Consider the following 22,508-nt stretch of genomic DNA (forward strand, 5'->3'; position numbering starts at 1 on the left):
CCGGCCCCCATCCACCTCTCTCCCATCTTGTTCAAGACCATTAGCCTCTTCTGTTCCTTCCTGTTCAATGTCACCGTCTCCTTCATAGGGTGACATTTTCCCTGAACGCTTAACCCCTGTCATAATCGTAGAACATCCACACTTTTACGATGCAAATCTTTGCAATATGAACCTGCTATGGTATGATTACGATGAGGATTTTATGTTTACTGCAGGCGTGCTTACTGTGAGTGACAAGGGATCGAGGGGAGAGCGTGTAGATGAGAGCGGCAAAGTGATTCAGGAATGCCTGGCCTCCCTTGGGGTAGGGCAGACGAAGTATAGCATTGTGCCTGACGAAAGGGAGGCTATTTCGGATAAGCTCAGGGAGTGGGCTGATGAGGGCCTGGATCTTATTCTCACCACCGGGGGGACCGGATTAGCGCCCAGGGATGTGACTCCGGAAGCTACGCTTGACATACTGGACAGGGTTGCCCCTGGTTTTACCGAGGCAATGCGGGCACAGGGCCTCAAGTTAACCCCTCGGGCCATGCTGAGCCGGGCTGTAGCTGGTATTCGCAAGAAAACCCTGATTATCAATTTGCCCGGCAGTCCTAAAGCGGTAAAGGAATGTCTTGAAGCAATATTGCCTGCCCTCCCTCATGCCGTAGAGACCGTTAGGGGGCAAGCGGCCGAGTGTGCCCAGAGGTAGGCGGACGGGACAGCATGCGCATTGAAATAGTCAGCCTGTTTCCAAAGATGTTTGATGGCCCTTTTGGCGAGAGCATTGTGAAGAGGGCGGTTGATCATGGCTTGGTGAGCATAGCTATTCACAATTTCCGGGATTATGCGCACGATAGACATCACACAGTAGATGATTGTCCCTATGGTGGTGGTGGAGGAATGGTACTGAAGCCCGAACCTCTTTTTGAGGCCGTGGAGTCGATTAAGGGAATGATAAATGATAGCTCTGTTCCGGTAATCCTGCTTACACCACAGGGGCGGCTCTTCTGCCATCAGATTGCGCAGGAGTTGTCAAAGCAAAGAAACCTGATTCTCATTTGCGGTCATTACGAGGGGGTAGATGAGAGGGTGAGGCAGTATCTGGTTACGGATGAGATCAGTATTGGGGAATATGTGATCACTGGTGGGGAACTGGCGGCTATGGTGGTGGTAGATGCTGTAGTCAGGTTGCTGCCTGGCGCACTGGGGTCGGAACAAGCGGCAGGGGATGATTCTTATGCCAGGGGTTTTCTGGAATATCCGCAGTATACCCGGCCGCGTGTATATAGGGGATGGGAAATACCGCCGGTGTTGCTTTCAGGAGATCATCAGGAGATTGCCAGATGGCGATGCGAGCAGGCTATCGAACGCACATTGCTGCGTCGTCCTGACCTCTTCAGAAAGGCTGTTTTGTCTGAAGAGGAGAAGAAGCTGGCAGACAGAATAAAGGCGAGAAGGGGGTTCAATTGACCAAGAATATTAGCTGGCTAGTCGAGACTAAACCCAATCCGAATATTCCTCCGATTCACCCTGGTGACAGAGTGAAGGTGAGTGTGAAGGCCAAAGAGGGCGAGAAAGAGCGCACTCAGGTCTTCCAGGGGGTGGTCATTCGGGTGCGGAAGGGTGCCAATAGTGCCAACTTCACAGTGAGGCACATGGCTCAAGGTATAGGGGTGGAGCGAACCTTTTTCCTGAATTCACCCTATGTGGAGAAGGTAGAAGTGATACAGGAGGGGGACGTGCGTCGGGCGAGGCTCTATTACCTGCGTGGTCTTAGCAGCAAGGCCACTCGCGCCAAGTTGAAGTCCAAGGCCAAAGTAGCGCCGGAGCTGCAAGTGGAGCCGCAAGAGGAACAAGAGCTTATTGTGGAACAACAGCTGGAAGGGCAGCCAGAACCGAAGGAATAATACAAGAATGGGAAGGGAGACATGGGCTATGCCGAAGTTGCCGTTAACTCGCCGATAGCTCAGCGTCGAACCTTCAGTTACAGCATCCCGCCCTCTGTCAATCTCGCTGTCGGACAAGCGCTTTGGGTCCCCTTCGGTTCCAGGGTGCTTCAAGGTATCGTCTTACAACTGACCAACTACCCTGGAGTTGAGGAAACGAGAGAGGTAGTTGGTGTTATAGATCCCCACCCCCTCCTCTCACCCGTTCAGATTGAACTGGCTCGCTGGATAAGCGAGTATTATCTAGCCCCTCTTTTCGATGCTGTTGCCTTGATGCTTCCACCGGGGTTTGAGCGGAGGCTGGTCACCTACTTCCATTTATCTCCCGAGTATTCTTCGGTGGCTTCTGCTTCACTTACCCCTGAAGAAAGTCAACTGCTGAACCTCCTGGAGGGAGGGGGAAGGATAGCTCTGGGAGTGTTGGAGAGGGCTCTGGGTAAGAAGAAGGCCAAGTTGGCCCTGGGGCAGCTCCTCAGCAAGGGATTGGTGACCAGGAGCCAGGAGATGGAAGGGGTGAGGGTAAAGCCCAGGGTTCTACCTTATTTACACCTGGGAGTTGATGTTGAGGCAGCAAGACAGGAGGCGAGGCGCCTGGTTGCCAGAGCTCCGAAGCAAGCGGCACTGCTCGAGTTCCTCGCAAGCAGACGGAATTCCGTTTCTCTCGAAGAAGTCAGGAAAGCGGCTCATTTTACCCCTGCCGTAGCCAGGGCATTGCAGGGCAAAGGGTTGATTTCCATAGAGCGTGTCCAGGTGTGGCGTGATCCCCTTTTGGATCGCAGCTTCTCTCCCAGTGCTCCCCCACCCCTTACTGCGGCACAGGAAGCAGCTTTAGATCAGATTCGTATCAGCTTGAAGCAGCCAGTGGTGGGCAGCCCGGCGGTGTTTCTTCTTCATGGGGTCACCGGCAGCGGCAAAACAGAGGTCTATATGCAAGCTCTGGCAGAAGCCGTGACTCTGGGCAAGCGCGCTATTGTCCTGGTGCCGGAGATATCGCTTACGCCGCAGACGATCGAGCGTTTTGCCTCTCGCTTCCCCCATCGAGTGGCTGTTCTCCATAGCAAACTGTCTCTGGGGGAGCAATTTGATGAGTGGCAAAGGATAAGGGAAGGAGCTTTCGATGTAGTCATCGGTCCTCGCGGGGCGATCTTTGCCCCTCAGCCGGATCTGGGGCTCATTATTATCGATGAGGAACATGAGTGGAATTACAAGCAGCAGGAGCAATCGCCCCGCTACCATGCCCGGGAAGTGGCTCTCAAGCTGGCGGAACTCAGTGGCGCGGTGACCATCCTTGGCAGTGCTACGCCCGATGTCGAAACTTACTATCGCGCTCAGACAGGCAGATACAGATTGCTGCGACTCCCTCAGCGGATCACCTTGAGGGGGGAGTCACCCCTCCCTGAGGTGAAGCTGGTGGATATGCGTGAGGAGCTTAAGGCAGGAAACCGGAGCATCTTCAGTCGATTGTTGAGTAGGGCCGTAGCCGAGACTTTGTCTGCCCAAGAGCAGGTTATCCTCTTCCTCAATCGGCGGGGCACTGCCACTTTTGTCCAGTGCCGGAATTGTGGTTTTGTACTGAGGTGCCATCGCTGCGACTTAGCGCTGACGTATCATGCTGAGGAGGAGACACTGGTCTGTCACCAGTGCAACTACAGAAAGCCGGTTCCCACGGTCTGCCCCGAGTGCTCAAGCAGGCGGATCAGATTCCTGGGTATAGGAACCCAGAGGGTGGCAGAGGAGATAGCCCAAGCCTTCCCTGAAGCGAGGTTACTACGCTGGGACCGTGACGCCACCGGAGGGAAAGACGCACACGAGAGGATCCTGAACAAGTTCCTCTCTCATCAGGCGGACATCCTTATCGGGACGCAGATGATTGCCAAGGGGCTGGACCTGCCCCTGGTAACCCTGGTGGGGGTAATCTCGGCTGACACGGCGCTTCATTTTCCTGATATTCGCTCCTGTGAGCGCACCTTCCAACTCCTGAGCCAGGTGGCGGGGAGGGCCGGACGCGGTTCCAGTCCGGGGCGGGCTGTGGTGCAGACATATACTCCGGAGCACTATGCCATTACCAGTGGCGCAAGGCAAGATTATGCCTCCTTCTACCGTCAGGAGATCGGCTATCGGCGGCAGTATAAGAATCCTCCTTTCAGCCGGTTGGTTTCTCTTGTTCATACGCATACTAATGCTGAGATGTGCCGTCACGGGGCGGAGAGAATGCATCAGCGACTAATGGCAAAGAGGAACTCTGAGGGTATAGATGTAAACCTGATCGGTCCTTCCCCAATGTTCTTCGGGAGGATACGAGGGCGATACCGGTGGCAGATCATATTGCGGGGCGCTGATCCCACCCGTCTCCTGGCCGGCCTGCCTTTGCCGCGAGGCTGGGTAGTGGACGTCGATCCGATTGGCCTGTTATGATGACCTCTTGTGTCCTGTGCGAAGGCAAGTGATTGACAAAGGAGGGCGACGATGTTTTGCAGGAACTGCGGGAAAGAGATAACAGATAATACGGCATTCTGCCCCAATTGCGGTACAAGGCTGGCGGCAGAGTCGATGGAAGGCATATCACCGAAATCGAGGTTGGCTGCTACTCTGTTTGCCTGGTTCCTGGGGCAATTCGGGGCACATCGGTTCTATACGGGCAAGATTGGCACGGCAGTCGTAATGCTTGTTATGGGTATCGTGGGGTGGGCCACCATATGGATCTTTGGCCTGGGATTGATTCTTCTTATACCTGTGTGGATCTGGGCGCTGGTCGACTTCATCTATGCGGTATCAGGATATGCCAAGGATGCTGAAGGTAGGATCATTAAGCACTGGTAGGATCAGCCAGGTCTTGCCAGAAGCCATCTCTCGGATGTCATTCTAGCCAGTCCGTAGATTTGCGGGTTCGATCGCACAAACCTATAATTCTTCTTGTGAGACTATACATTTCCAGGAGGCTTCAGGATGGCGGTTTTGCCACTCCGTTTTGCTCCTGACCCAGTGTTGCGACGGAAAGCCAAGCGAGTAAGCAACCTCGATGGGTCGGTACAGAAACTGATTGACGATATGCTGGAGACTATGCCGGCCGCCTGTGGTGTGGGATTGGCTGCTCCACAGGTTGGCATTTCTCTGCGAATAGCTGTGATCGGACTCCCTGATGAGGAGCCCATCGTGCTGGTTAATCCGGAGATCGTCAGGAGGTCAGGGGAGCGCGTTTTAGAGGAAGGCTGCCTCAGCGTACCGGGATACAGAGGGGAGATTAAACGCTCGGTTTCAGTGATAGTCAAGGCACGCGATCGCAGTGGGAAAGAGACTCGCATAAAGGGTACAGAGCTCATGGCCCAGGTTCTGGAACATGAATTGGACCACCTCAATGGGGTGCTGTATATAGACCACCTGAAGAGTACGGATGAGCTGTATAAAATTGAGCCTGAAGAAGAGCAAGGCTTATGACCAGGGTTTCTTTGGGGAGGGATGTCCCTTCGATACTGGCGGGGGCAGCGGATCTTCTTGTTCGAGAGGGCATCGATTCTTATCTCGTTGGCGGATACATTCGTGACACGTTGCTCGGTCGGGCTACCAGTGACATTGATATAGCCGTGGCAGGGGCGGCTCCACAAGTGGCACAGAAGCTGGCGGAGGCGCTTCATGGCAGGTATGTGCTTTTAGATGAGGCCAACGGGATAGCCAGGGTAGTAGTGACTGTCGGTGACGCAGCCGGAGAGGCTCAGTGGCATCTTGACATCTCAACTATTCGAGGAAGCATTGAGGCAGACCTTTCCCGCCGCGACTTCACCATCGATGCTATGGCGATTGATTTGAGGGAAGCGGGAGAGGGCAGCTCTGCTTCCTTGATTGACCCCTTCCAGGGGAAGCGAGACCTGGAGAAGAGGTTAATCAGAGCAGTGGGTGATACTGCCTTTGAAAATGACCCGGCCCGCCTGATAAGGGCGGTGAGGCTGGCAGCGGGATATGGTTTTACGATAGAGGGGGAGACCGAAGTCCTGCTCAGCAAACAGAGCCAGCTTATCCGCCAGGTGGCTGGTGAGAGGGTGAGAGAGGAACTCTGCCGAATACTCGCCAGCCGGAATGCGGCCCGTTTTCTATTCTATCTGGACCGCCTGGGATTGCTGACTGCCATTGTCCCTGAGCTGGCCGCGACGAAGGGGGTAGAGCAGCCCAGAGAACATTATTGGGACGTATTTCACCACTCGATAGAGACGGTAGCTGCTCTGGAACGGCTGCTAAACAGGGAGAAAGAAATTGAACTTCTTGCCCTTGCCCCGCACCTGGTGCCCCATATTGAGGGTTTTGAGGAAGAGATCGGCATTGGTGTGACCAGGGCTGTTCTGATGAAGCTGGCTGCCCTTCTCCACGATATTGCCAAGCCACAAACCAAGACTATGGAGGCGGATGGCAGGGCCCGCTTCCTGGGGCACACCAAGGAGGGGGGGGCGATAGCTGGCGGTATCCTCCAGCGGCTCAGATTCAGCAACAGAGAAACAGGAATGGTGCAGAAGATGATAGAGGCCCATCTGCGGCTGTGGCAGATGGGGGGTGACCATGGAATGCCTACCCGCCGGGCTATCTACCGCTATTTCCGTGATACTGGTGACGTAAGCATTGATATCATGTTCCTCACTCTGGCTGATTTCCTGGCCACTCAGGGACCGAATCTTGACCTGACGGAATGGAGACGGCATTGCGGCCTGATGGAGTATGTATTGTCGCAGCGTGAGGAAGATGAAGCTTTGGTGAGGCCTCCGAAGCTGCTCGATGGGGATGACCTGATGAAAATCCTTGGCCTGAAGCCTGGCCCGAAGGTGGGTGAACTTCTGGAAGCTGTACGTGAAGCCCAGGGGGCAGGCGAGATTGCGACCAGGGAAGAAGCACTGGCCTTTGCGCTGGGGCGGTTGGCTGAAGACAAACCCACTGGAAAAGTGGTATGATAAACGTAATTTGTGCCGTTTCCAGGAAGAGTATCCGAAATTAGGAACATGCAGATAACCTCATGATGCAGCGCCGACCATTGAAGAAAAGGCCGAGGATAGGCAGAATCCGTTGGTTGCTGCTGTTGATCATTGTCTTATTGGGCGCGTCCATCTGGATAATGACACCCAGTGGGAGCAGCGTTCTGCACAACAGAAGTAAGGAAGACCTGGGGTTGCGCCTGGGGCTGGATCTCAGGGGTGGAAGCGAGCTCATCTATCAGGTTAGGTTCTCGGATAATGCTTCAGTCGCCGACAAGGCGCAGGTCATGGAGGCGGTTGTCACGACTATTGAGAAGCGGGTCAATAAATATGGGGTTGTTGAGCCCATCATCCAGAAGCAGGGAGAGGACCGCATCCTGATACAGTTGCCGGGCATCGCCGATGTTAATGAGGCCAAAAGTCTCATAGAGCAGACGGCCTTCCTCGAATTCAGGGAGGTGGAAGTTAATGGCAGTAGTGCAGCCACTCTCCAGAATTATCTTGATGATCCGAGCCGTACTACATTCTTCCACAGCTCAGTGCCGGGCAGCCGTATCTTCTATATCTATAGTGGCAGCCCGGTCCCGGTAGTAATCCTGAACTTGAAGGATGGAGTTTTCACGTATACGGACAAGGATGGGAATACGGTTGATCCAGGAACACTGGGGTCGGATGTGAGCGGAGCCTACTCCTGGATGCCGGCCGTTGGGACAGGAGTAAAGCCACTCACGGGGTCCTATCTGACGAAGGCCACCGCGCAGGTCAATAGTCAAACTAGTGAAATCAGCGTTGGTATTCAATGGAATGGAGAGGGAGCGGATATTTTCAATCAGATCGCCGCGCAGCTTTATCCCTTCTATAGCTCGACTGGGTCAGACCCGCGTAATCTGCTGGGCATTGTCATCGATGGCGAGATGATCTCCAGTCCCCGGATCATGCAGGCATCCTATGAGAGTGGCAGCGCAGAGATCACCGGAAGCTTCACCTGGAAGGAGGCGCAGGTGCTTGCTGTTGAATTGACTTCAGGTCAGTTGGTAGCTCCCATAGAACAACCACTCTACGAGGAAAATATATCAGCCACTCTGGGAGCAGATTTTGTTCATAAGTCGCTGATTGCTGGGGTAATTGGGTTACTGGTGGTGATATTGTTTATGGTGCTCTATTATCGAGCGCTCGGGGTTTTAGCTGGCGTTGCCCTGCTCATTTACACCGCTCTAGTTCTTGCCATCTTCAAGCTAATACCGGTAACTCTGACCTTGGCTGGGATAGGTGGCTTTGTTGTGTCGCTTGGTATGGCAGTAGATGCTAACGTGCTTATCTTTGAGCGGATGAAGGAGGAGTTGCGTGCCGGGAGCACTATAGGAGCGGCTGCTGAAGCTGGATTCAACCGTGCCTGGTCGGCTATCCGAGACAGCAATATTACCACCTTCATTGCTTGCGCGGTCTTATACTGGCTAGGTAGCCGCATTGCGGAAAGCTCCCAGGTGAAGGGATTCGGTTTAACTTTATTCATTGGTGTAGCGGTGAGCATGTTCACTGCCATAACCGTTACCCATAGCTTGATTCGTTTTCTCATTACTACCAGGCTGGGCGGAAGGCTTTTTAGCCCGTGGATGGCACAGAAAACCGATAGTTAAGGTTTAGAGGGGGAGAGTTGTTCGATTTTGTTGGCAAGAAACGTTGGTTCTTCCTGGTATCGGCAGTAATCATCCTTGCCGGGCTTGTCTCTGTTTTCCTGCCGCATGGGTTGAAGCTGGGTGCTGACTTCGAGGAGAGTACCTCTTTTGTCCTTCGCTTTAGTCCATCTATAACCGAGGCTAGCCTAACGCAGGCTTTAGCGGAGGCTGGATATGCTGGCGGTCAAACTACCATTCAGGAGGCGACAGGAGCAGATTATGTCGATTTCACGATTCGCACTCGTCTGCTGAATGAGAAGGAGCAAAATAACTTAACGAATTCCTTAAAGCAGCTCGGCTCCTTTGAAACAAAAAGCTCTGGCCGCACTAGCGCTATAGTGGCGGCAGAAACTGTGCGCAATGCAGTTATTGCCGTAGCTGTGGCCAGCCTTGGTATTGCACTTTACATGGCCTGGGCATTCCGAAAGATGCCCAAGCCATTCCGCTATGGTACCTGTGCCATCATATCCCTGGTTCATGATCTCCTGGTGGTGTTAGCAGTTTTCTCTCTTTTCGGGAGAGTGTTTAACCTGGAGATCAACGCTATGTTTATCACTGCCTGTCTGGCTATCGTGGGTTATAGTGTTAATGATACCGTCGTGGTATTCGACCGCATCAGAGAAAACGTCAAGAAGGGCATCTCGGATGAGTTTGCAGTCACCGTCAATTACAGCCTGACTGAGACGCTTACCCGTTCTCTAAATACCACGTTGACTACCCTTCTGGCTTGCCTGGCGGTGTATCTGTTTGTGGGTGGGCCGATGGCCAGCTTCATGTTAGCATTGATGGTTGGCTTTACTTCCGGCGTCTATAGCTCTTTCCTTGCCAGCCAGCTATTGGTAGTCTGGGAAAGAGGAGAATGGTTTAAATTTCTTCCCAGAATCCCCTTGCTCCGGAGGAGCAGAGCATAGAAGGAAGACCATCAGGCGTGCCCGTCTCCAAAGAAGTCCTCGATGAAATCGCCCTCAGTGAAGCAGAGTACCAGCTCATAGTCCAGAGGCTGGGCAGGGAGCCCAGCGAGGTAGAGCTGGGGATGTTCGGCGCACTGTGGAGCGAGCACTGCGGCTACAAGCACTCCAAGCTGCTGCTGAATCTCTTTCCTACCACAGGCAAGAGGGTATTGGTCAAGGCAGGTGAGGAGAATGCCGGGGCGGTGGACATCGGCGATGGGCTGTCGGTGGTGATGAAGATGGAGTCCCACAATCACCCCTCGGCTATCGAGCCTTTCCAGGGGGCGGCCACGGGGATAGGCGGAATTGTGAGGGACATCTTCACTATGGGGGCTCGCCCCATTGCCCTGCTCAATTCTTTGAGATTCGGGCCCCTGAAGGAACCCCGCAACCGCTATCTTTTCAACGGTGTGGTGGGGGGAATCGCCGCCTACGGCAATTGTCTGGGCATCCCGGATGTGGGCGGTGAAATCTATTTCTCTCCCTTCTATTCGGACAATCCCCTGGTGAATGCCATGTGCGTTGGCATTGTTAAAAGCGACAGACTGGTCACGGCAAGAGCTGCTGGCTCTGGCAACCTTTTGATGCTGGTGGGAGCGGACACTGGCCGGGATGGGATTCACGGTGCCTCCGGCCTGGCGTCACGGACGTTTGAGAAACAAAGGGAGCTGCGCTCTGCCGTGCAGGTAGGCAATCCCTTCCTGGAGAAATTGCTCATTGAGGCCTGCCTGGAACTGGCCGAGACCGACTGGATTGTGGGGGTGCAGGACCTGGGAGCGGCTGGGCTGACCAGTAGTGCTGTGGAGTCTGCCTCCAAAGGCGGCAGCGGGATAGAGGTGGATACAGCGAAGGTCCCCCGCCGTGAGCAGGGGATGAGTCCCTATGAGGTGATGCTCTCTGAGTCCCAGGAACGGATGCTGGTTGTTGTCAGGAGAGGATGCGAAGATAAGGTCAAGGGACTTTTTGATCGCTGGGGTTTGCATTCAGACATCATAGGACAAGTCACTGATGATGGCATGGCGCGGATCACAGAGGGGGAAAGGGTGGTCGCCGATGTCCCGGTGAAACTCCTGTCAGAGCCTCCCCTCTACCGTGTCCCCTGCCGTAAACCGGTATGGCTGGCAAAACTGCAGCGCTTTGACCTGGAGACTGTGCCCGATCTTTCTCCGAAGGAATGTCAGCCGGTTCTGCTGAGGTTGCTCGAGAGCCCTGATATTGCCAGCAAGGAGTGGGTGTACCGCCAGTATGATCATCAGGTACAGACCAACACGGTGGTGCCTCCCGGAGGCGATGGGGCGGTGCTGCGCATCAAGGACACTATGAAGGCGATTTCCCTGACCGCTGATGGAAACGGACGATACTGCTATCTGGACCCCTTTAATGGTGGGGCGATGGCAGTGGCTGAAGCGGCCCGTAACCTGGTCTGCACCGGGGCTGAGCCGCTGGCTATTACTGACTGCCTCAATTTTGGCAATCCGGAAAGGGCCGATATCTATTATCAGCTCAAGGAGTGTATAAGGGGAATGGCTGCGGCCTGCCGCCGACTCAATGTCCCCGTCATCAGCGGCAATGTGAGCCTGTACAACGAGACGAAGGGCCGAGCTGTTTATCCTACCCCTGTGGTAGGGATGGTAGGTTTGATTGATGATGTGGATAGATACTGCACCAGCGGCTTTAAGAATGAGGGCGACCTGGTATTTCTCCTGGGAGACCTGAATGAAGGCGGGCTGGCGGGGAGTGAATATCTGGAACTGGTACACGGGTTGGTGCTCGGCAGGCCCTTGATAGACCTGGGATTGGAAAAAGGGGTGCAGCGATGCTGCCTTTCGCTGATCCGGAGCGGTGTGATCAAATCTGCTCATGACTGCTCTGATGGCGGGCTGGCAGTGGCCCTGGCTGAGTGCTGCTTCTTCGGAGGCATCGGGTTCAGAGGGGGTTGGAAGATCAGAGGCAGGTTAGATGCTGCTCTTTACGGTGAGATGCCTTCGAGGTTTGTGGTATCGGTGGCCCCGGCGAGGGTGGCTGGCCTGAAGAGGGAAGCAACCCGGCATGGCATCGGTGTGAGAAGGCTGGGGTCAGTGGGAGGCAAGAAGTTTATAATTGAAGGGCTCATCGACGTCAGGCTAGAGCGGGCAAGGGGAATGTGGCATGATGGACTGGAGAGGACGTTGAGGGAGGCTTCAAAGATACGAGATGGTGAAAGCGTGACTTAGTGTCCGCCTATTGCACGGGCAATCCACATTAGAAATCCTATCAGCATGGCGAACAGCAGCAATCCAAAGTAGGCCAGCACTGGTGGAAAACCCAGATCGCGTGCCTCGCGTGCCTGTACACCAAATGGTACCAGCACAAAGCCGAGGAATGCCATACTGAGTGCTCCGTAGAGTGCTCCGACACCAGGGCCAAACCCCAGGGCAACGCTCCAGATGGCCCCGGCCGCGCTGCCGAAGAGACCCATCAAAACAGCCCCACAGCCAGCCCGCTCAAGAAAATGGCGGAAGCCTTCAGGGCGACTTCCTGTATCGTATATCCAGGTTCTTCTTTTGGGGGTTCTTCTGAAACGTCTTAGCAAGATTTATGATGCTCTAGCCAACTTGAACAGTCTAAAAACTACGAGTGCCCAACAGGTCAGGTATCATATCACTTTCAAATTCGAGCTATTGGCAATCACTTCAACTTTTTGAACTCAACAGACGTGGCCAGTCTAGAGTTTTCGTGTCTTGGTGTCAACTTTCAATCGAGTGTGGTGCAGTTTCTGGGCTGCGGATATTCTGGGCACATCCATTCTGCCCTCAAAGTCTGAATCCATCGCTTGCCTCGATGAGCCTTTCGAGTCCTGTTTCTTGACACTTTCTTGACTGCCTGTACTTCTTTCTTGACAACCCTTTGATCTCTATTTTGCTACAATAGGGAAATTTGATGACGGGAAGGGGGTTCCTATGAGAGACCTGCTCTTTCTGATCCTCATCGTACTGTTTTTCCTGGCGAGCCTGGGACTGCTGTTGATCTTTCAGCGCCTGATGAAGTGAATATGAACGTCCTCTACATTATTTCAGGCGTAATTTCTGTGGGCCTGTTGGTATACCTCGTCTTAGCGCTTTTGAAACCGGAGTGGTTCAAATGACGACTCTCACGTGGCTTCAACTCGGGCTGTATCTAGTTGTTCTGCTGTTGCTCGTTAAGCCACTGGGAGCTTATATGGCGCGCGTCTATGCGGGTGAACGCACGTTCTTTGGCCGTATTGTCGGACCTATCGAGCGCCTCATCTATCGTATCGTAGGTATGCGCCCTGATGAAGAGATGGACTGGAAGACTTATGCCATTGCCATGCTGCTCTTCAGTCTAATAGGGCTGCTGGCGCTCTACGGTCTGCAGCGTCTTCAGTCTGTCCTGCCGCTCAACCCCCAGCATTTGGGGGCCGTTAAACCTGATCTGGCCTTCAACACTGCGGCCAGCTTCGTCACCAACACCAACTGGCAGAGTTACAGCGGCGAGACCACTATGAGCTATTTGACCCAGATGCTTGGGCTTACGGTGCAAAACTTTGTCTCTGCAGCTATAGGCATGGCGGTACTGATGGTGGTGATACGTGGCTTCGTGAGGCACTCCACCAAGATGTTAGGCAATTTTTGGGTTGACATGACTCGAGGCATTTTGTACATCCTGCTGCCTCTCTCGTTTATGCTGGCACTGGTCTTGGTATCGCAGGGTGTGGTGCAGACATTAAGTGGCGCCCACGAAGTGGCAGTTCTACAGTCGACCGACAACGTCAGCAGCCAGAGCGTTGGTGGGCAGATCCTGGCGCTGGGCCCGGCTGCTTCTCAGGTTGCCATTAAGATGCTCGGAACGAACGGTGGCGGCTTCTTCAACGTTAACTCGGCGCATCCCTTTGAAAACCCTACCCCCCTCTCGAACTTCCTGGAGGTGCTGGCAATCCTGCTCATCCCTGCTGCGCTGTGCTATACCTTCGGCAAGGTGGTGGGCGATACACGCAAAGGCTGGGCGATACTGGCCGCCATGACCATTATCTTCGTAGCCTGCTTGGCCGTAACTGCCTGGGCAGAACAGCGCGGTAATCCGACTTTCACCGAACTTGGCGTGGACCAGAAGGCCAGCGACCTGCAGTCCGGTGGCAATATGGAGGGCAAGGAGGTGCGCTTCGGAATCGGCAACTCAGCCTTGTGGGCTACCGCTACCACCTCGGCGTCAAACGGCTCGGTGAACTCCGTGCTTGACTCATATACACCGCTCGGTGGCTTAGTGCCAATGTGGCTTATGCAACTGGGAGAAGTGGTGTACGGCGGCGTGGGCTCCGGTCTCTACGGCATGTTGGCTTTTGTCATCATTGCGGTGTTTGTAGCGGGGCTGATGATCGGGCGTACTCCCGAATACCTGGGCAAGAAGATCGGCTCCTACGAGATGAAGATGGCTTCTCTCATGGTCCTCATCCCGATACTGCTCGTGTTACTCGGCACGGCAATTGCCGTGTCCATATCTGCGGGTAGGGCGGCGGTGTATAATCCTGGTGTACATGGCTTCAGTGAGGTGCTCTACGCCTTTTCTTCAGCAGGCAACAACAACGGCAGTGCCTTCGCCGGTCTCGGGACGAATACGCCCTTCTACAATATCGCCCTTGGCTTCGCCATGCTCATCGGCCGGTACTGGCTGGCCATTGCAGCGCTGGCAATAGCCGGTTCGCTGGTGGGGGAGAAGAAGGTGCCCTCTACCTCTGGCACGCTCCCCACACACGGGCCGCTATTCATCGCCTGGCTTATCGCGGTGGTCATCATTGTGGGTGCCCTGAGCTTCTTGCCTGCCCTGTCTCTGGGACCTCTGGTAGAACACCTGATGTTGAGGTAACAGCAATGGCACAAGACACGCAGATAACAGGTGACAAACCAATCAAAGGCACGGCAACTGGGTCTCTGAAAAGGCAAGCTGCTTTCGGATGGCAAATCTATCGCCAGGCGATTATTGATGCTTTCCTGAAACTCAATCCCCGCTACATGGTACGCAACCCGGTCATGTTCGTCACCGAAGTGGGTGGTGTATTGACTCTCATCTTGTTCGTGCAGGCGCTTCTCGGGCATGGTGAGGCTAAAGCCAGCTTCATTGGCGGCGTGTCGCTCTGGCTCTGGCTTTGTGTACTCTTCGCCAACTTCTCTGAAGCGTTGGCCGAGGGTCGCGGTAAAGCCCAGGCTGCTGCGCTGCGTCGTACACGCCAGGAGACCCAGGCCAAGAAGCTCAGGCATCCGAAGCACGGGGCTGAATATGATCTGGTTCCTTCCACTCTACTGCGACAGGACGATGCATTCCTGGTAGAGGCCGGTGATGTTATCCCGGCCGATGGTGAGGTGATTGAAGGAATCGCCTCGGTGGATGAGAGCGCTGTCACGGGCGAGAGCGCCCCTGTTATTCGTGAATCGGGTGGGGACCGGAGCGCTGTCACCGGCGGGACGCGCGTGCTATCAGACTGGCTGATAGTGCGAGTAACGGCCAGCCCCGGTGAAGGATTCCTCGACCACATGATCAGCCTTGTGGAAGGAGCAAAGCGGCAGAAGACGCCCAACGAAATTGCCCTCAATATCATGTTAGCGGCATTTACTATGGTCTTTCTCATTGTCTGCGCCACGCTGCTGCCTTACTCACTGTACAGTACTGAAGTGAATCATCAGGGCACACCGATTACCATCACGGTGCTCGTGGCATTACTGGTCTGCCTTATCCCAACCACCATCGGCGGGTTGTTGCCGGCCATCGGTATTGCCGGGATGGATCGCCTTATCCGCCGCAATGTCATTGCCCTATCCGGCCGTGCGGTGGAAGCGGCTGGAGATGTCGATGTGCTGTTGCTGGACAAGACAGGCACTATTACTCTGGGTAACCGCCAGGCGGTGGCGTTCATACCAGTTGAGGGTGTAAGCGACCATGAACTGGCAGAAGTGGCGCAAATGGCTTCACTGGCTGACGAAACCCCCGAGGGTCGCAGCATAGTGCTGTTGGCCAAGGAAAGGTATGGGCTGCGAGGAGGTGCCGATGGCGTTGGACCTCAGGCCATGCATTTTACGCCGTTCTCGGCGCATACGCGTATGAGTGGTGTGGATATGGATGGACTGAGCATCCGCAAAGGCGCTGCTGATGCCATCAGGGCTTACCTTGAGGAGCAGGGAAAACAAGTGCCGCCGGAAGTGCAAACTAGAGTGGATCACATTGCTCGTGCCGGCGGCACACCGCTGGTGGTGGCACGCAATGGCGAAGTCGTAGGTTTGGTTCATCTGAAGGATATCGTCAAAGGTGGCATCAAAGAGCGCTTTGCGCGTCTGCGCACCATGGGCATAAAGACAGTTATGATTACCGGCGATAATCCACTCACAGCAACTGCGATTGCTGCTGAAGCGGGAGTGGACGACTTTCTGGCGCAGGCCACTCCAGAGACTAAGCTCCAGTTGATACGTGAGTATCAGACTGGCGGACGGCTTGTAGCTATGACCGGCGATGGCACAAACGATGCTCCGGCATTAGCACAGGCCGACGTGGGTGTGGCAATGAATACCGGGACACAGTCGGCTCGCGAAGCTGCCAATATGATCGATCTGGATAGCAATCCCACTAAATTGATCGACATTGTGGAGACAGGCAAGCAACTGCTGATGACGCGGGGGGCTTTGACCACGTTCAGCATCGCAAATGACGTGTCCAAGTATTTCGCCATTATCCCAGCAGCCTTTGCCAGCACTTACCCCGCCCTGAAAACGCTGAATTTCATGCATTTGGCCACGCCGCAGAGTGCCGTCATGTCGGCGGTGATATTCAATGCCCTGATTATCATGGCACTCATTCCGTTAGCCCTGCGGGGTGTGTCCTATCGTCCGCTCGGGGCGGCCAAACTCCTGCGTAGAAACCTGTTGATCTACGGGGTGGGAGGGTTAATCGCGCCATTCATTGGTATCAAACTGATTGACATGATCTTAGTAGCTTTACAGTTGGCGTAGCTGCGAAGATGGGAGGGTTGTTGACATGCGTCGTCAACTTCGATATGCCGTAGTATTCCTGGTACTGCTCACTGTGCTCACTGGAGCTATCTATCCCCTGGTCGTGACCGGTCTTGCGCAAGCCTTTTTTCATCATCAGGCCAATGGAAGCCTGATTACGGAAAATGGAACGGCTGTCGGCTCTGAACTCATAGGCCAGCCGTTCAGTGATCCCCGCTATTTCTGGGGACGGCTCTCAGCAACAACGCCCCCCTATGATGCCTCGGCCTCCTCCGGCTCCAACTACGGACCATCGAACCCGGCACTGCAAGAAGCGATTCAAGCGCGGATAGATGTGCTGAAGGCAGCGGACCCAGAGAACGACCAACCCATTCCCGTGGACCTGGTGACCTTCTCAGCAAGCGGCCTTGACCCACACATCAGCCCAGCCGCGGCGCTGTATCAGGTTCCTCGTGTAGCGCGATACCGCGGATTAAGCGAGGAGCAAGTCTATGCACTTGTAGCTCGTTCTACCGAAGGCCGTCAGTTCCACATCTTCGGAGAGCCGCGAGTAAATGTCTTGAAGCTCAATCTGGCATTGGACGAAGTGAAATAGACTTGCCCGGCAACGGAGTGTAACATGTGGCTTGCAGAGACAAATCGCATGGCCAAAGACGATTTTCGCCCCAACCCCGATGAATTGCTGGCACAAGTCAAGGCCGAGGAAGAACAGAAAAAGCGCGGCAAGCTAAAAATCTTTCTCGGCTATTGTGCCGGTGTCGGGAAGACTTATGCCATGTTGGAGGCGGCCCGCCAGCGGAAAAGGGAGCTGGATGTTGTCGTCGCGTATGTGGAAACGCACGGTCGTCCTGAAACCGAGGCTCTTCTCGAAGGGCTGGAGATTGTTCCTCGCAGAGGGGTGGAATATCACGGTGTGAAATTATACGAGATGGACCTGGACGCAGTGCTGGTACGGCGACCTCGTCTGGCATTGGTAGATGAACTCGCGCACACAAATGCCCCGGACTCACGCCACACCAAGCGTTATCAGGATGTGGAAGAGCTCATAGAGGCTGGCATTGATGTCTACACAACGCTCAATGTGCAGCACATAGAGAGTCTGCGGAACGTGGTGATGCAAGTCACCGGTAGCTGGATGCGTGAAACGGTGCCCGACAGTGTGATTGATAAGGCGACAGAGATCGAGCTGGTTGATCTGCCTCCGGATGAGTTGTTAAAGCGACTCAAGGAAGGCAAGGTTTATGTTCCCGATGAAGTAGCACGTGCCACCGCGGGCTTCTTCCGGGAGGGTAATCTCATCGCCTTACGTGATTTAACTATGCGGACTGCCGCAGGACGTGTCGATGAACAAATGCGGGCTTACATGCAGATCCATGCCATCCGCGGCCCCTGGCCCACTGGGGAACGCCTTCTGGTGTGTATAAGCCCCAGCCCTCTAGGCGCTCGCCTGGTGCGTACTGCTCGCAGGCTGGCTTTCCAATTGAATGCCGAATGGTTTGCCATCTATGTTGAGACACCTGATGATGTTCGGCTATCTCCTGAACAACGCGACCGACTAACGGATGCGTTGCGATTGGCGGAGCGTATGGGAGCCAAGACTGTAACTGTCCAAGGGGAATCTGTTGCTGTGGCTGTGACAGAGTACGCCACTAAGAGCAACATCACCAAGATAGTGGTGGGCAAACCGCAAAACCGCTGGCGGAAACTGTTGGGCAGAGCCGTGGTGGATCAAATCATTCGCCGAAGCGAGCATGTTGATGTCTTAGTGGCTACCGCCGAGGAGGAGCCTCTGAAGCAAGATAAAGCGCCGACTGGACGGGCATTCGGCAGTTGGCGAGGCTACCTGCAGGCTTTGCTGTTAGTGACAGTGGCTAGCTTGCTGGGTGAACTGGTACACCAGTTCTTTGATCCTACTAACATAATAATGATCTACTTGGTATGTGTTGTTATCACAGCTATTCTCTGGGGGTTTGGGCCATCCATCCTGGTCTGCATTGTGAGTGTGCTGGCCTGGGATTTCTTTTTTGTCTCACCGAATCTGACTTTTGCGGTAGCTGATACGCAGTATGTCTTTACATTTATTACATTGCTTGTGGTTGGCCTGATACTTAGCTATCTGACAATACGGATTCGTCAGCAAACTGCGGCAGCACAGCGTCGCGAATCCGAAACAGCTACTCTGTATGCTCTAAGCCGAAAACTGACTGTTGCCATCGGGCTGGAGGCTACCCTCCGCGCTATTATCAGTGGTGCAAAGGAGACGTTTGGGCATGATGTCGTAGTCTTCTTGTCTGACGCTCAGAATAAGGGAACACTCAAGCCACATGTAGAGAATCCTGAGGTCACCGTTGCTGAAAATGATGTCGCGGCGGCATTCTGGTCTTTTCAGCACCAAAAGATAGTGGGGCATGGCACCGATACACTCCCCAATGCTAAGGCACAATACTTACCTCTGGGTACAGCCAGAGGACCGGTGGGAGTAATGGCTCTATGGGTAACTGATGCTGCCAGTCGGTTCACCATCCAACAAACGCGGCTCTTGGAGGCTTTTGCCGACCTTGCAGCAGTGGCCATTGAGCGCACTCAATTGGCCGAGGAGGTGCGTAATACCGAGATTTTGCAGGCCACAGAGAAACTGCAGACTGCCCTTCTCAATTCGATCTCGCACGACTTGCGCACTCCACTGGTGTCTGTCATCGGCGTCCTGAGCAGTCTACAGGAAGAAGGCATAGGTCTGGACGACACCGCCAGGAGGAATCTAATCCAGGTGGCCCGTGAGGAAGCAGAAAGGCTGAACCACTTGATAACCAACCTCCTTGATGTGACCAGGATTGAGGCCGGTGCGATGAGAGTATCCAGACAACCCTCCGATGTGGAGGACATGATCGGCGCAGCTTTGCAACAGTTGGGTAGCCGCTCCGACAACCGTCCGATCAAAACAGACATCCCTGCAGAGCTGCCTTTCGTGTCTGTGGACTTTGGTCTTATTGTACAGGTGCTTGCCAATATTCTGGATAATGCCCTTAAGTATTCGCCACCGGGCTCATCTGTTGAAATCAGTGGGCGGCAGGCTGCCCAGCAGGTTGAGATCGAGGTGGCAGATCGCGGAGTTGGTATCCCTCCAGAAGACTTGCTGCGCGTTTTCGACAAGTTCTATCGTGTGCAGCGTCCGGATAATGTGGCTGGCACCGGATTAGGGTTGGCTATCTGCAAAGGAGTTGCTGAGGCGCATGGTGGTCATATCACAGCCGGGAACCGTCCGGGCGGTGGTACGATTATCAAGCTGACACTGCCGGTGGCTGAGGCTACTCCGGAGGACAGGGGGCAGAGGATATGAGCGGGGATAGATTACGCGTGCTGGTAGTTGATGATGAAGAGCCTATCCGGCGGTTCCTGCGTGTCGCACTGACATCTCAGGGCTACACGGTTTTTGAAGCCGCCTCCGGTCAGGAAGCGGCTTCGGATGCTGTTACTCACAAGCCAGACGTGATCATTCTCGACTTGGGCTTACCAGATATCGATGGTGTTGAAGTCACTCGCCTGCTGCGCCAGTGGACGCAGATTCCAATCATTATACTGTCCGTTCGAGGCTCAGAAAGTGACAAGATTGCTGCCCTTGATGCCGGGGCAGATGATTATCTGATCAAGCCATTCGGTGTGGGTGAATTGCTGGCTCGGCTGCGAGCCGCCTTGCGCCATGCGACTCAACCCACAGGTGAATCAGCCTTCACGAACGGTGACCTAAGAATTGACCTATCACGACGGCTAGTGACAGTGGCAGACCGTGAGGTACAGTTGACGCCTACTGAGTATAATATGCTTCGAGTGCTTGTAACTCACGCAGGAAAAGTATTGACCCATCATCAACTGCTGCGTGAAGTGTGGGGAGCAGGCTACGAGCAGGAGTTCCACATCTTACATGTGAACATCAGCAATCTGCGCCGCAAAATCGAGCCCGACCCGGCGCGCCCGCAGTTCATTATTACCGAGCCTGGAGTAGGCTATCGCCTGAGGACCACCTGAGGATCGACAATTGTGTCAGTAACAAAAGACGTTACCTCAGCCTCAACCTCAGCTGTATGTGGGCAGCATCTGTGGAACTGGGGATATGGCGGCAGGGCTGAGTCCTCTAAGAATGGCCAGCCGGGAGTAATAGATGGGGATTGGTGTGCCGAGCCCACTCTGGGGACTGGGATTCTCGACCTGCTATGTTCCCGGTTCATCCTTTTTGTCAGCCGACGCGCTTTTCCCGGCAGCCGGTCTTCTCAAGACGCGTGTCTTCACGAAGGCGAAGATCTCGTGCCGTTCTGTTCTCCAGAGGTGGATGGCAGCCGGCAGCAGCGACACAACGATGATGACCAGGACAATGATGAGGAAATACTTGTCGAGGACATCGGGTGGGATGAGCCGGCCCAGCGAATAGCCTGCTAACGTCACCCCGATTGCCCAGAGAAAGCCGCCGAACAGGTTGAAGAACGTGAAGCGGCGCCATTCCATATTCACCGCGCCCGCCACGATGGGCACAAAGGTGCGGATGAAGGGCATAAACCGGGCGAGCGTGATGGTCTTGCCGCCGTGTTTGTCATAGAATACCTTGGCTGCCTGTAGATTCTTCGGCCGGAAGAGCAACGACTTCGGGCGTTTGAAGAGCGGCGGCCCCGCCTTTCTGCCAAACCAGTAGCCCACGTTGTCACCCAGCACTGCTGCCACAAAGAGCAGCGGCATCAGTACCCATAGACTGAGCTTCAGTTCTCCCCCGCCCGTCAACTCCACTCCTTTGTAGGCGAACAGTCCGGCGGTGAGCAACAGGCTGTCACCTGGGAAGAAGAACCCGAAGAATAGGCCGGATTCCGCAAAAATGATGGCAAAAAGGATGACATAGACAACGGTAGTCCCGTGGTCTGCTATCAGTTTACCCAAATCAATGAAGTTCATGGAGAAATCTTGCCGCCTCATTATAGCAAAATAGTGTGGAGGTAGGGTACTGTTGACTGTACGTCGTCAGGCCCTATGAGACAAGTCGGCTATTTTGGTAATGAACAGTTGGGAATGTGAAGCCAAGAGCAGGTCAAGGTGGGGTCGAGAGTCTAATTCTGACTGAACTTCTACGAGGTGGTGCTGCTGGAAGTAAGATGCAGGGGAAACTGGGGCATATTTGCTTCAGCGGCTTGGGACAAGACACAGTGGGCGCAAGATGGTCACTTGAATGTTCGGATGTGGAGGATATGGGTGGTGACGCCGATGGCTACTAGGGCCAAAACGACTCTGATTGGGAGAGCCTCAACCACGAAAATGACTGAATATCCTATGGTTATCCACAGGAGAGAAATAGAGAAAATCTTTGCTCTTAGGGGCATTCCCTTTCCTTCCAGATAGTTCTTAATGTAGCTCCCCAACAACCTGTTGCCCAAGAGCCAATTGTAAAACCTCTGTGAGCTTCTGAGATAGCAGGCGGCAGCGAGCAGGAGAAAAGGGGTGGTAGGCAGCAGGGGCAAAAATACCCCCAGGATTCCGAGACCTAAGAAGAGGGTTCCAGCGACAACCAATATCCCTCTGGCCAGTTTCCCGTGTCTTGGCTTTTCGTCATCCCTTTTCATGGATTTGTCAGTTGTCCAGTTGGTTCAGTGTTGTTTGCGCCCCTGAGCTATCAGCGCATGAATTGGGATGTTGAAATAGTTATGGCTATTTAACGGAAGACCTGACAAGCCGGGGAGACATCTACCTTGAATTGTAGAGCATATACCAAGGAACATATGCTACACGTGATATTCTGGGGTGCCCAGGTAATGGCATCGATCAGGGCGGACTTGCCATGGCCGTTATCTCCACAAAGGCAGGCCAGCTGAATGCCATCAAAGTGGAGTGCGGGCACATTATCCCGATAGCACATGAAGTTGCGCAGGAGGAGCTTTGAGGGTATCATGTCTGGTTCTCAGATCCTGGGGTTATTATATCCTTGTGTTGCCGCATGCGCTATTGGGAATCGTATCTTTTGGCCCGCAGAGGTTGC

19 protein-coding genes and 1 pseudogene are annotated in these 22,508 nt (G+C 54.3%); 16 read left to right on the forward strand and 4 right to left on the reverse strand.

Annotated elements, in window-relative coordinates:
• The first annotated feature begins 202 nt into the window (after positions 1 to 202).
• The 10 genes and pseudogenes from mog to purL all read left to right on the forward strand — a co-directional run bounded on the left by mog (position 203) and on the right by purL (position 11,719).
• Positions 203 to 691 (forward strand): molybdopterin adenylyltransferase, encoded by a 489-nt coding sequence (gene mog / locus NTZ04_09120; protein ID MCX5992460.1) that lies wholly within the window; start codon positions 203 to 205, stop codon positions 689 to 691.
• Between the two features lie 14 nt (positions 692 to 705).
• Positions 706 to 1,452, forward strand: a complete 747-nt coding sequence (gene trmD / locus NTZ04_09125; protein MCX5992461.1) for a tRNA (guanosine(37)-N1)-methyltransferase TrmD — start codon at positions 706 to 708, stop codon at positions 1,450 to 1,452.
• Positions 1,453 to 1,460: 8 nt separating this feature from the next.
• Positions 1,461 to 1,787 (forward strand): annotated as a pseudogene (gene rplS / locus NTZ04_09130) (50S ribosomal protein L19).
• Positions 1,788 to 1,910: 123 nt separating this feature from the next.
• Positions 1,911 to 4,343 carry a primosomal protein N' gene (gene priA, locus NTZ04_09135; GenBank protein ID MCX5992462.1) on the forward strand — a complete coding sequence of 811 codons (2,433 nt, stop codon included), beginning with the start codon at positions 1,911 to 1,913 and terminating at the stop codon, positions 4,341 to 4,343.
• Positions 4,344 to 4,394: 51 nt separating this feature from the next.
• Positions 4,395 to 4,748 (forward strand): TM2 domain-containing protein, encoded by a 354-nt coding sequence (locus tag NTZ04_09140; protein MCX5992463.1) that lies wholly within the window; start codon positions 4,395 to 4,397, stop codon positions 4,746 to 4,748.
• 126 nt (positions 4,749 to 4,874) lie between these two features.
• Positions 4,875 to 5,363, forward strand: coding sequence for a peptide deformylase (gene def, locus NTZ04_09145; GenBank protein ID MCX5992464.1), 489 nt, complete (start codon positions 4,875 to 4,877; stop codon positions 5,361 to 5,363).
• Positions 5,360 to 6,859 (forward strand): HD domain-containing protein, encoded by a 1,500-nt coding sequence (locus NTZ04_09150; protein MCX5992465.1) that lies wholly within the window; start codon positions 5,360 to 5,362, stop codon positions 6,857 to 6,859. The genes def and NTZ04_09150 overlap by 4 nt, the downstream gene beginning before the upstream one ends.
• Positions 6,860 to 6,921: 62 nt before the next feature.
• Entirely contained in the window at positions 6,922 to 8,517 is a 1,596-nt protein-coding gene (secD, locus tag NTZ04_09155; GenBank protein ID MCX5992466.1) for a protein translocase subunit SecD, read from the forward strand.
• A 17-nt stretch (positions 8,518 to 8,534) separates the two neighbouring features.
• The gene (secF, locus tag NTZ04_09160) at positions 8,535 to 9,467 is read left to right on the forward strand and encodes a protein translocase subunit SecF (GenBank protein MCX5992467.1); all 933 of its coding nucleotides are present in this window, start codon (positions 8,535 to 8,537) and stop codon (positions 9,465 to 9,467) included.
• 17 nt (positions 9,468 to 9,484) lie between these two features.
• The gene (gene purL, locus NTZ04_09165) at positions 9,485 to 11,719 is read left to right on the forward strand and encodes a phosphoribosylformylglycinamidine synthase subunit PurL (protein ID MCX5992468.1); all 2,235 of its coding nucleotides are present in this window, start codon (positions 9,485 to 9,487) and stop codon (positions 11,717 to 11,719) included.
• Here purL and NTZ04_09170 read toward each other — a convergent pair.
• Positions 11,716 to 12,078 (reverse strand): hypothetical protein, encoded by a 363-nt coding sequence (locus NTZ04_09170; GenBank protein ID MCX5992469.1) that lies wholly within the window; start codon positions 12,076 to 12,078, stop codon positions 11,716 to 11,718. The genes purL and NTZ04_09170 overlap by 4 nt on opposite strands.
• A gap of 459 nt (positions 12,079 to 12,537) precedes the next feature.
• Between NTZ04_09170 and kdpF the strand changes: the two genes are divergently transcribed.
• The 6 genes from kdpF to NTZ04_09200 are packed head-to-tail and all read left to right on the forward strand — an operon-like array spanning position 12,538 to position 20,521.
• Positions 12,538 to 12,630, forward strand: coding sequence for a K(+)-transporting ATPase subunit F (gene kdpF, locus NTZ04_09175; protein ID MCX5992470.1), 93 nt, complete (start codon positions 12,538 to 12,540; stop codon positions 12,628 to 12,630).
• Complete coding sequence (kdpA, locus tag NTZ04_09180; GenBank protein ID MCX5992471.1) at positions 12,627 to 14,366, forward strand: potassium-transporting ATPase subunit KdpA; 1,740 nt, start codon at positions 12,627 to 12,629, stop codon at positions 14,364 to 14,366. Before kdpF ends, kdpA begins: the two co-directional genes overlap by 4 nt.
• A gap of 5 nt (positions 14,367 to 14,371) precedes the next feature.
• Positions 14,372 to 16,498, forward strand: a complete 2,127-nt coding sequence (gene kdpB, locus NTZ04_09185; protein MCX5992472.1) for a potassium-transporting ATPase subunit KdpB — start codon at positions 14,372 to 14,374, stop codon at positions 16,496 to 16,498.
• Positions 16,499 to 16,523: 25 nt separating this feature from the next.
• A complete protein-coding gene (gene kdpC / locus NTZ04_09190) occupies positions 16,524 to 17,093 on the forward strand; it encodes a potassium-transporting ATPase subunit KdpC (GenBank protein MCX5992473.1) in 570 nt (189 codons plus the stop codon).
• Positions 17,094 to 17,141: 48 nt separating this feature from the next.
• A complete protein-coding gene (locus NTZ04_09195) occupies positions 17,142 to 19,835 on the forward strand; it encodes a sensor histidine kinase KdpD (GenBank protein MCX5992474.1) in 2,694 nt (897 codons plus the stop codon).
• Positions 19,832 to 20,521 carry a response regulator gene (locus tag NTZ04_09200; GenBank protein MCX5992475.1) on the forward strand — a complete coding sequence of 230 codons (690 nt, stop codon included), beginning with the start codon at positions 19,832 to 19,834 and terminating at the stop codon, positions 20,519 to 20,521. The genes NTZ04_09195 and NTZ04_09200 overlap by 4 nt, the downstream gene beginning before the upstream one ends.
• Positions 20,522 to 20,704: 183 nt before the next feature.
• On the opposite strand, the gene NTZ04_09205 is transcribed toward NTZ04_09200, so the two are convergent.
• The 3 genes from NTZ04_09205 to NTZ04_09215 form a co-directional block, all read right to left on the reverse strand.
• Positions 20,705 to 21,433, reverse strand: a complete 729-nt coding sequence (locus NTZ04_09205) for a DedA family protein (protein MCX5992476.1) — start codon at positions 21,431 to 21,433, stop codon at positions 20,705 to 20,707.
• A 263-nt stretch (positions 21,434 to 21,696) separates the two neighbouring features.
• Positions 21,697 to 22,095 (reverse strand): YbaN family protein, encoded by a 399-nt coding sequence (locus tag NTZ04_09210; GenBank protein MCX5992477.1) that lies wholly within the window; start codon positions 22,093 to 22,095, stop codon positions 21,697 to 21,699.
• An 89-nt stretch (positions 22,096 to 22,184) separates the two neighbouring features.
• Positions 22,185 to 22,421, reverse strand: coding sequence for an AAA family ATPase (locus tag NTZ04_09215; GenBank protein ID MCX5992478.1), 237 nt, complete (start codon positions 22,419 to 22,421; stop codon positions 22,185 to 22,187).
• Positions 22,422 to 22,508: the final 87 nt, after the last annotated feature.

The sequence above is a fragment of the Chloroflexota bacterium genome, from assembly GCA_026389585.1.
GTDB lineage: Bacteria > Chloroflexota > Dehalococcoidia > UBA2247 > RBG-13-53-26 > JAPLHP01.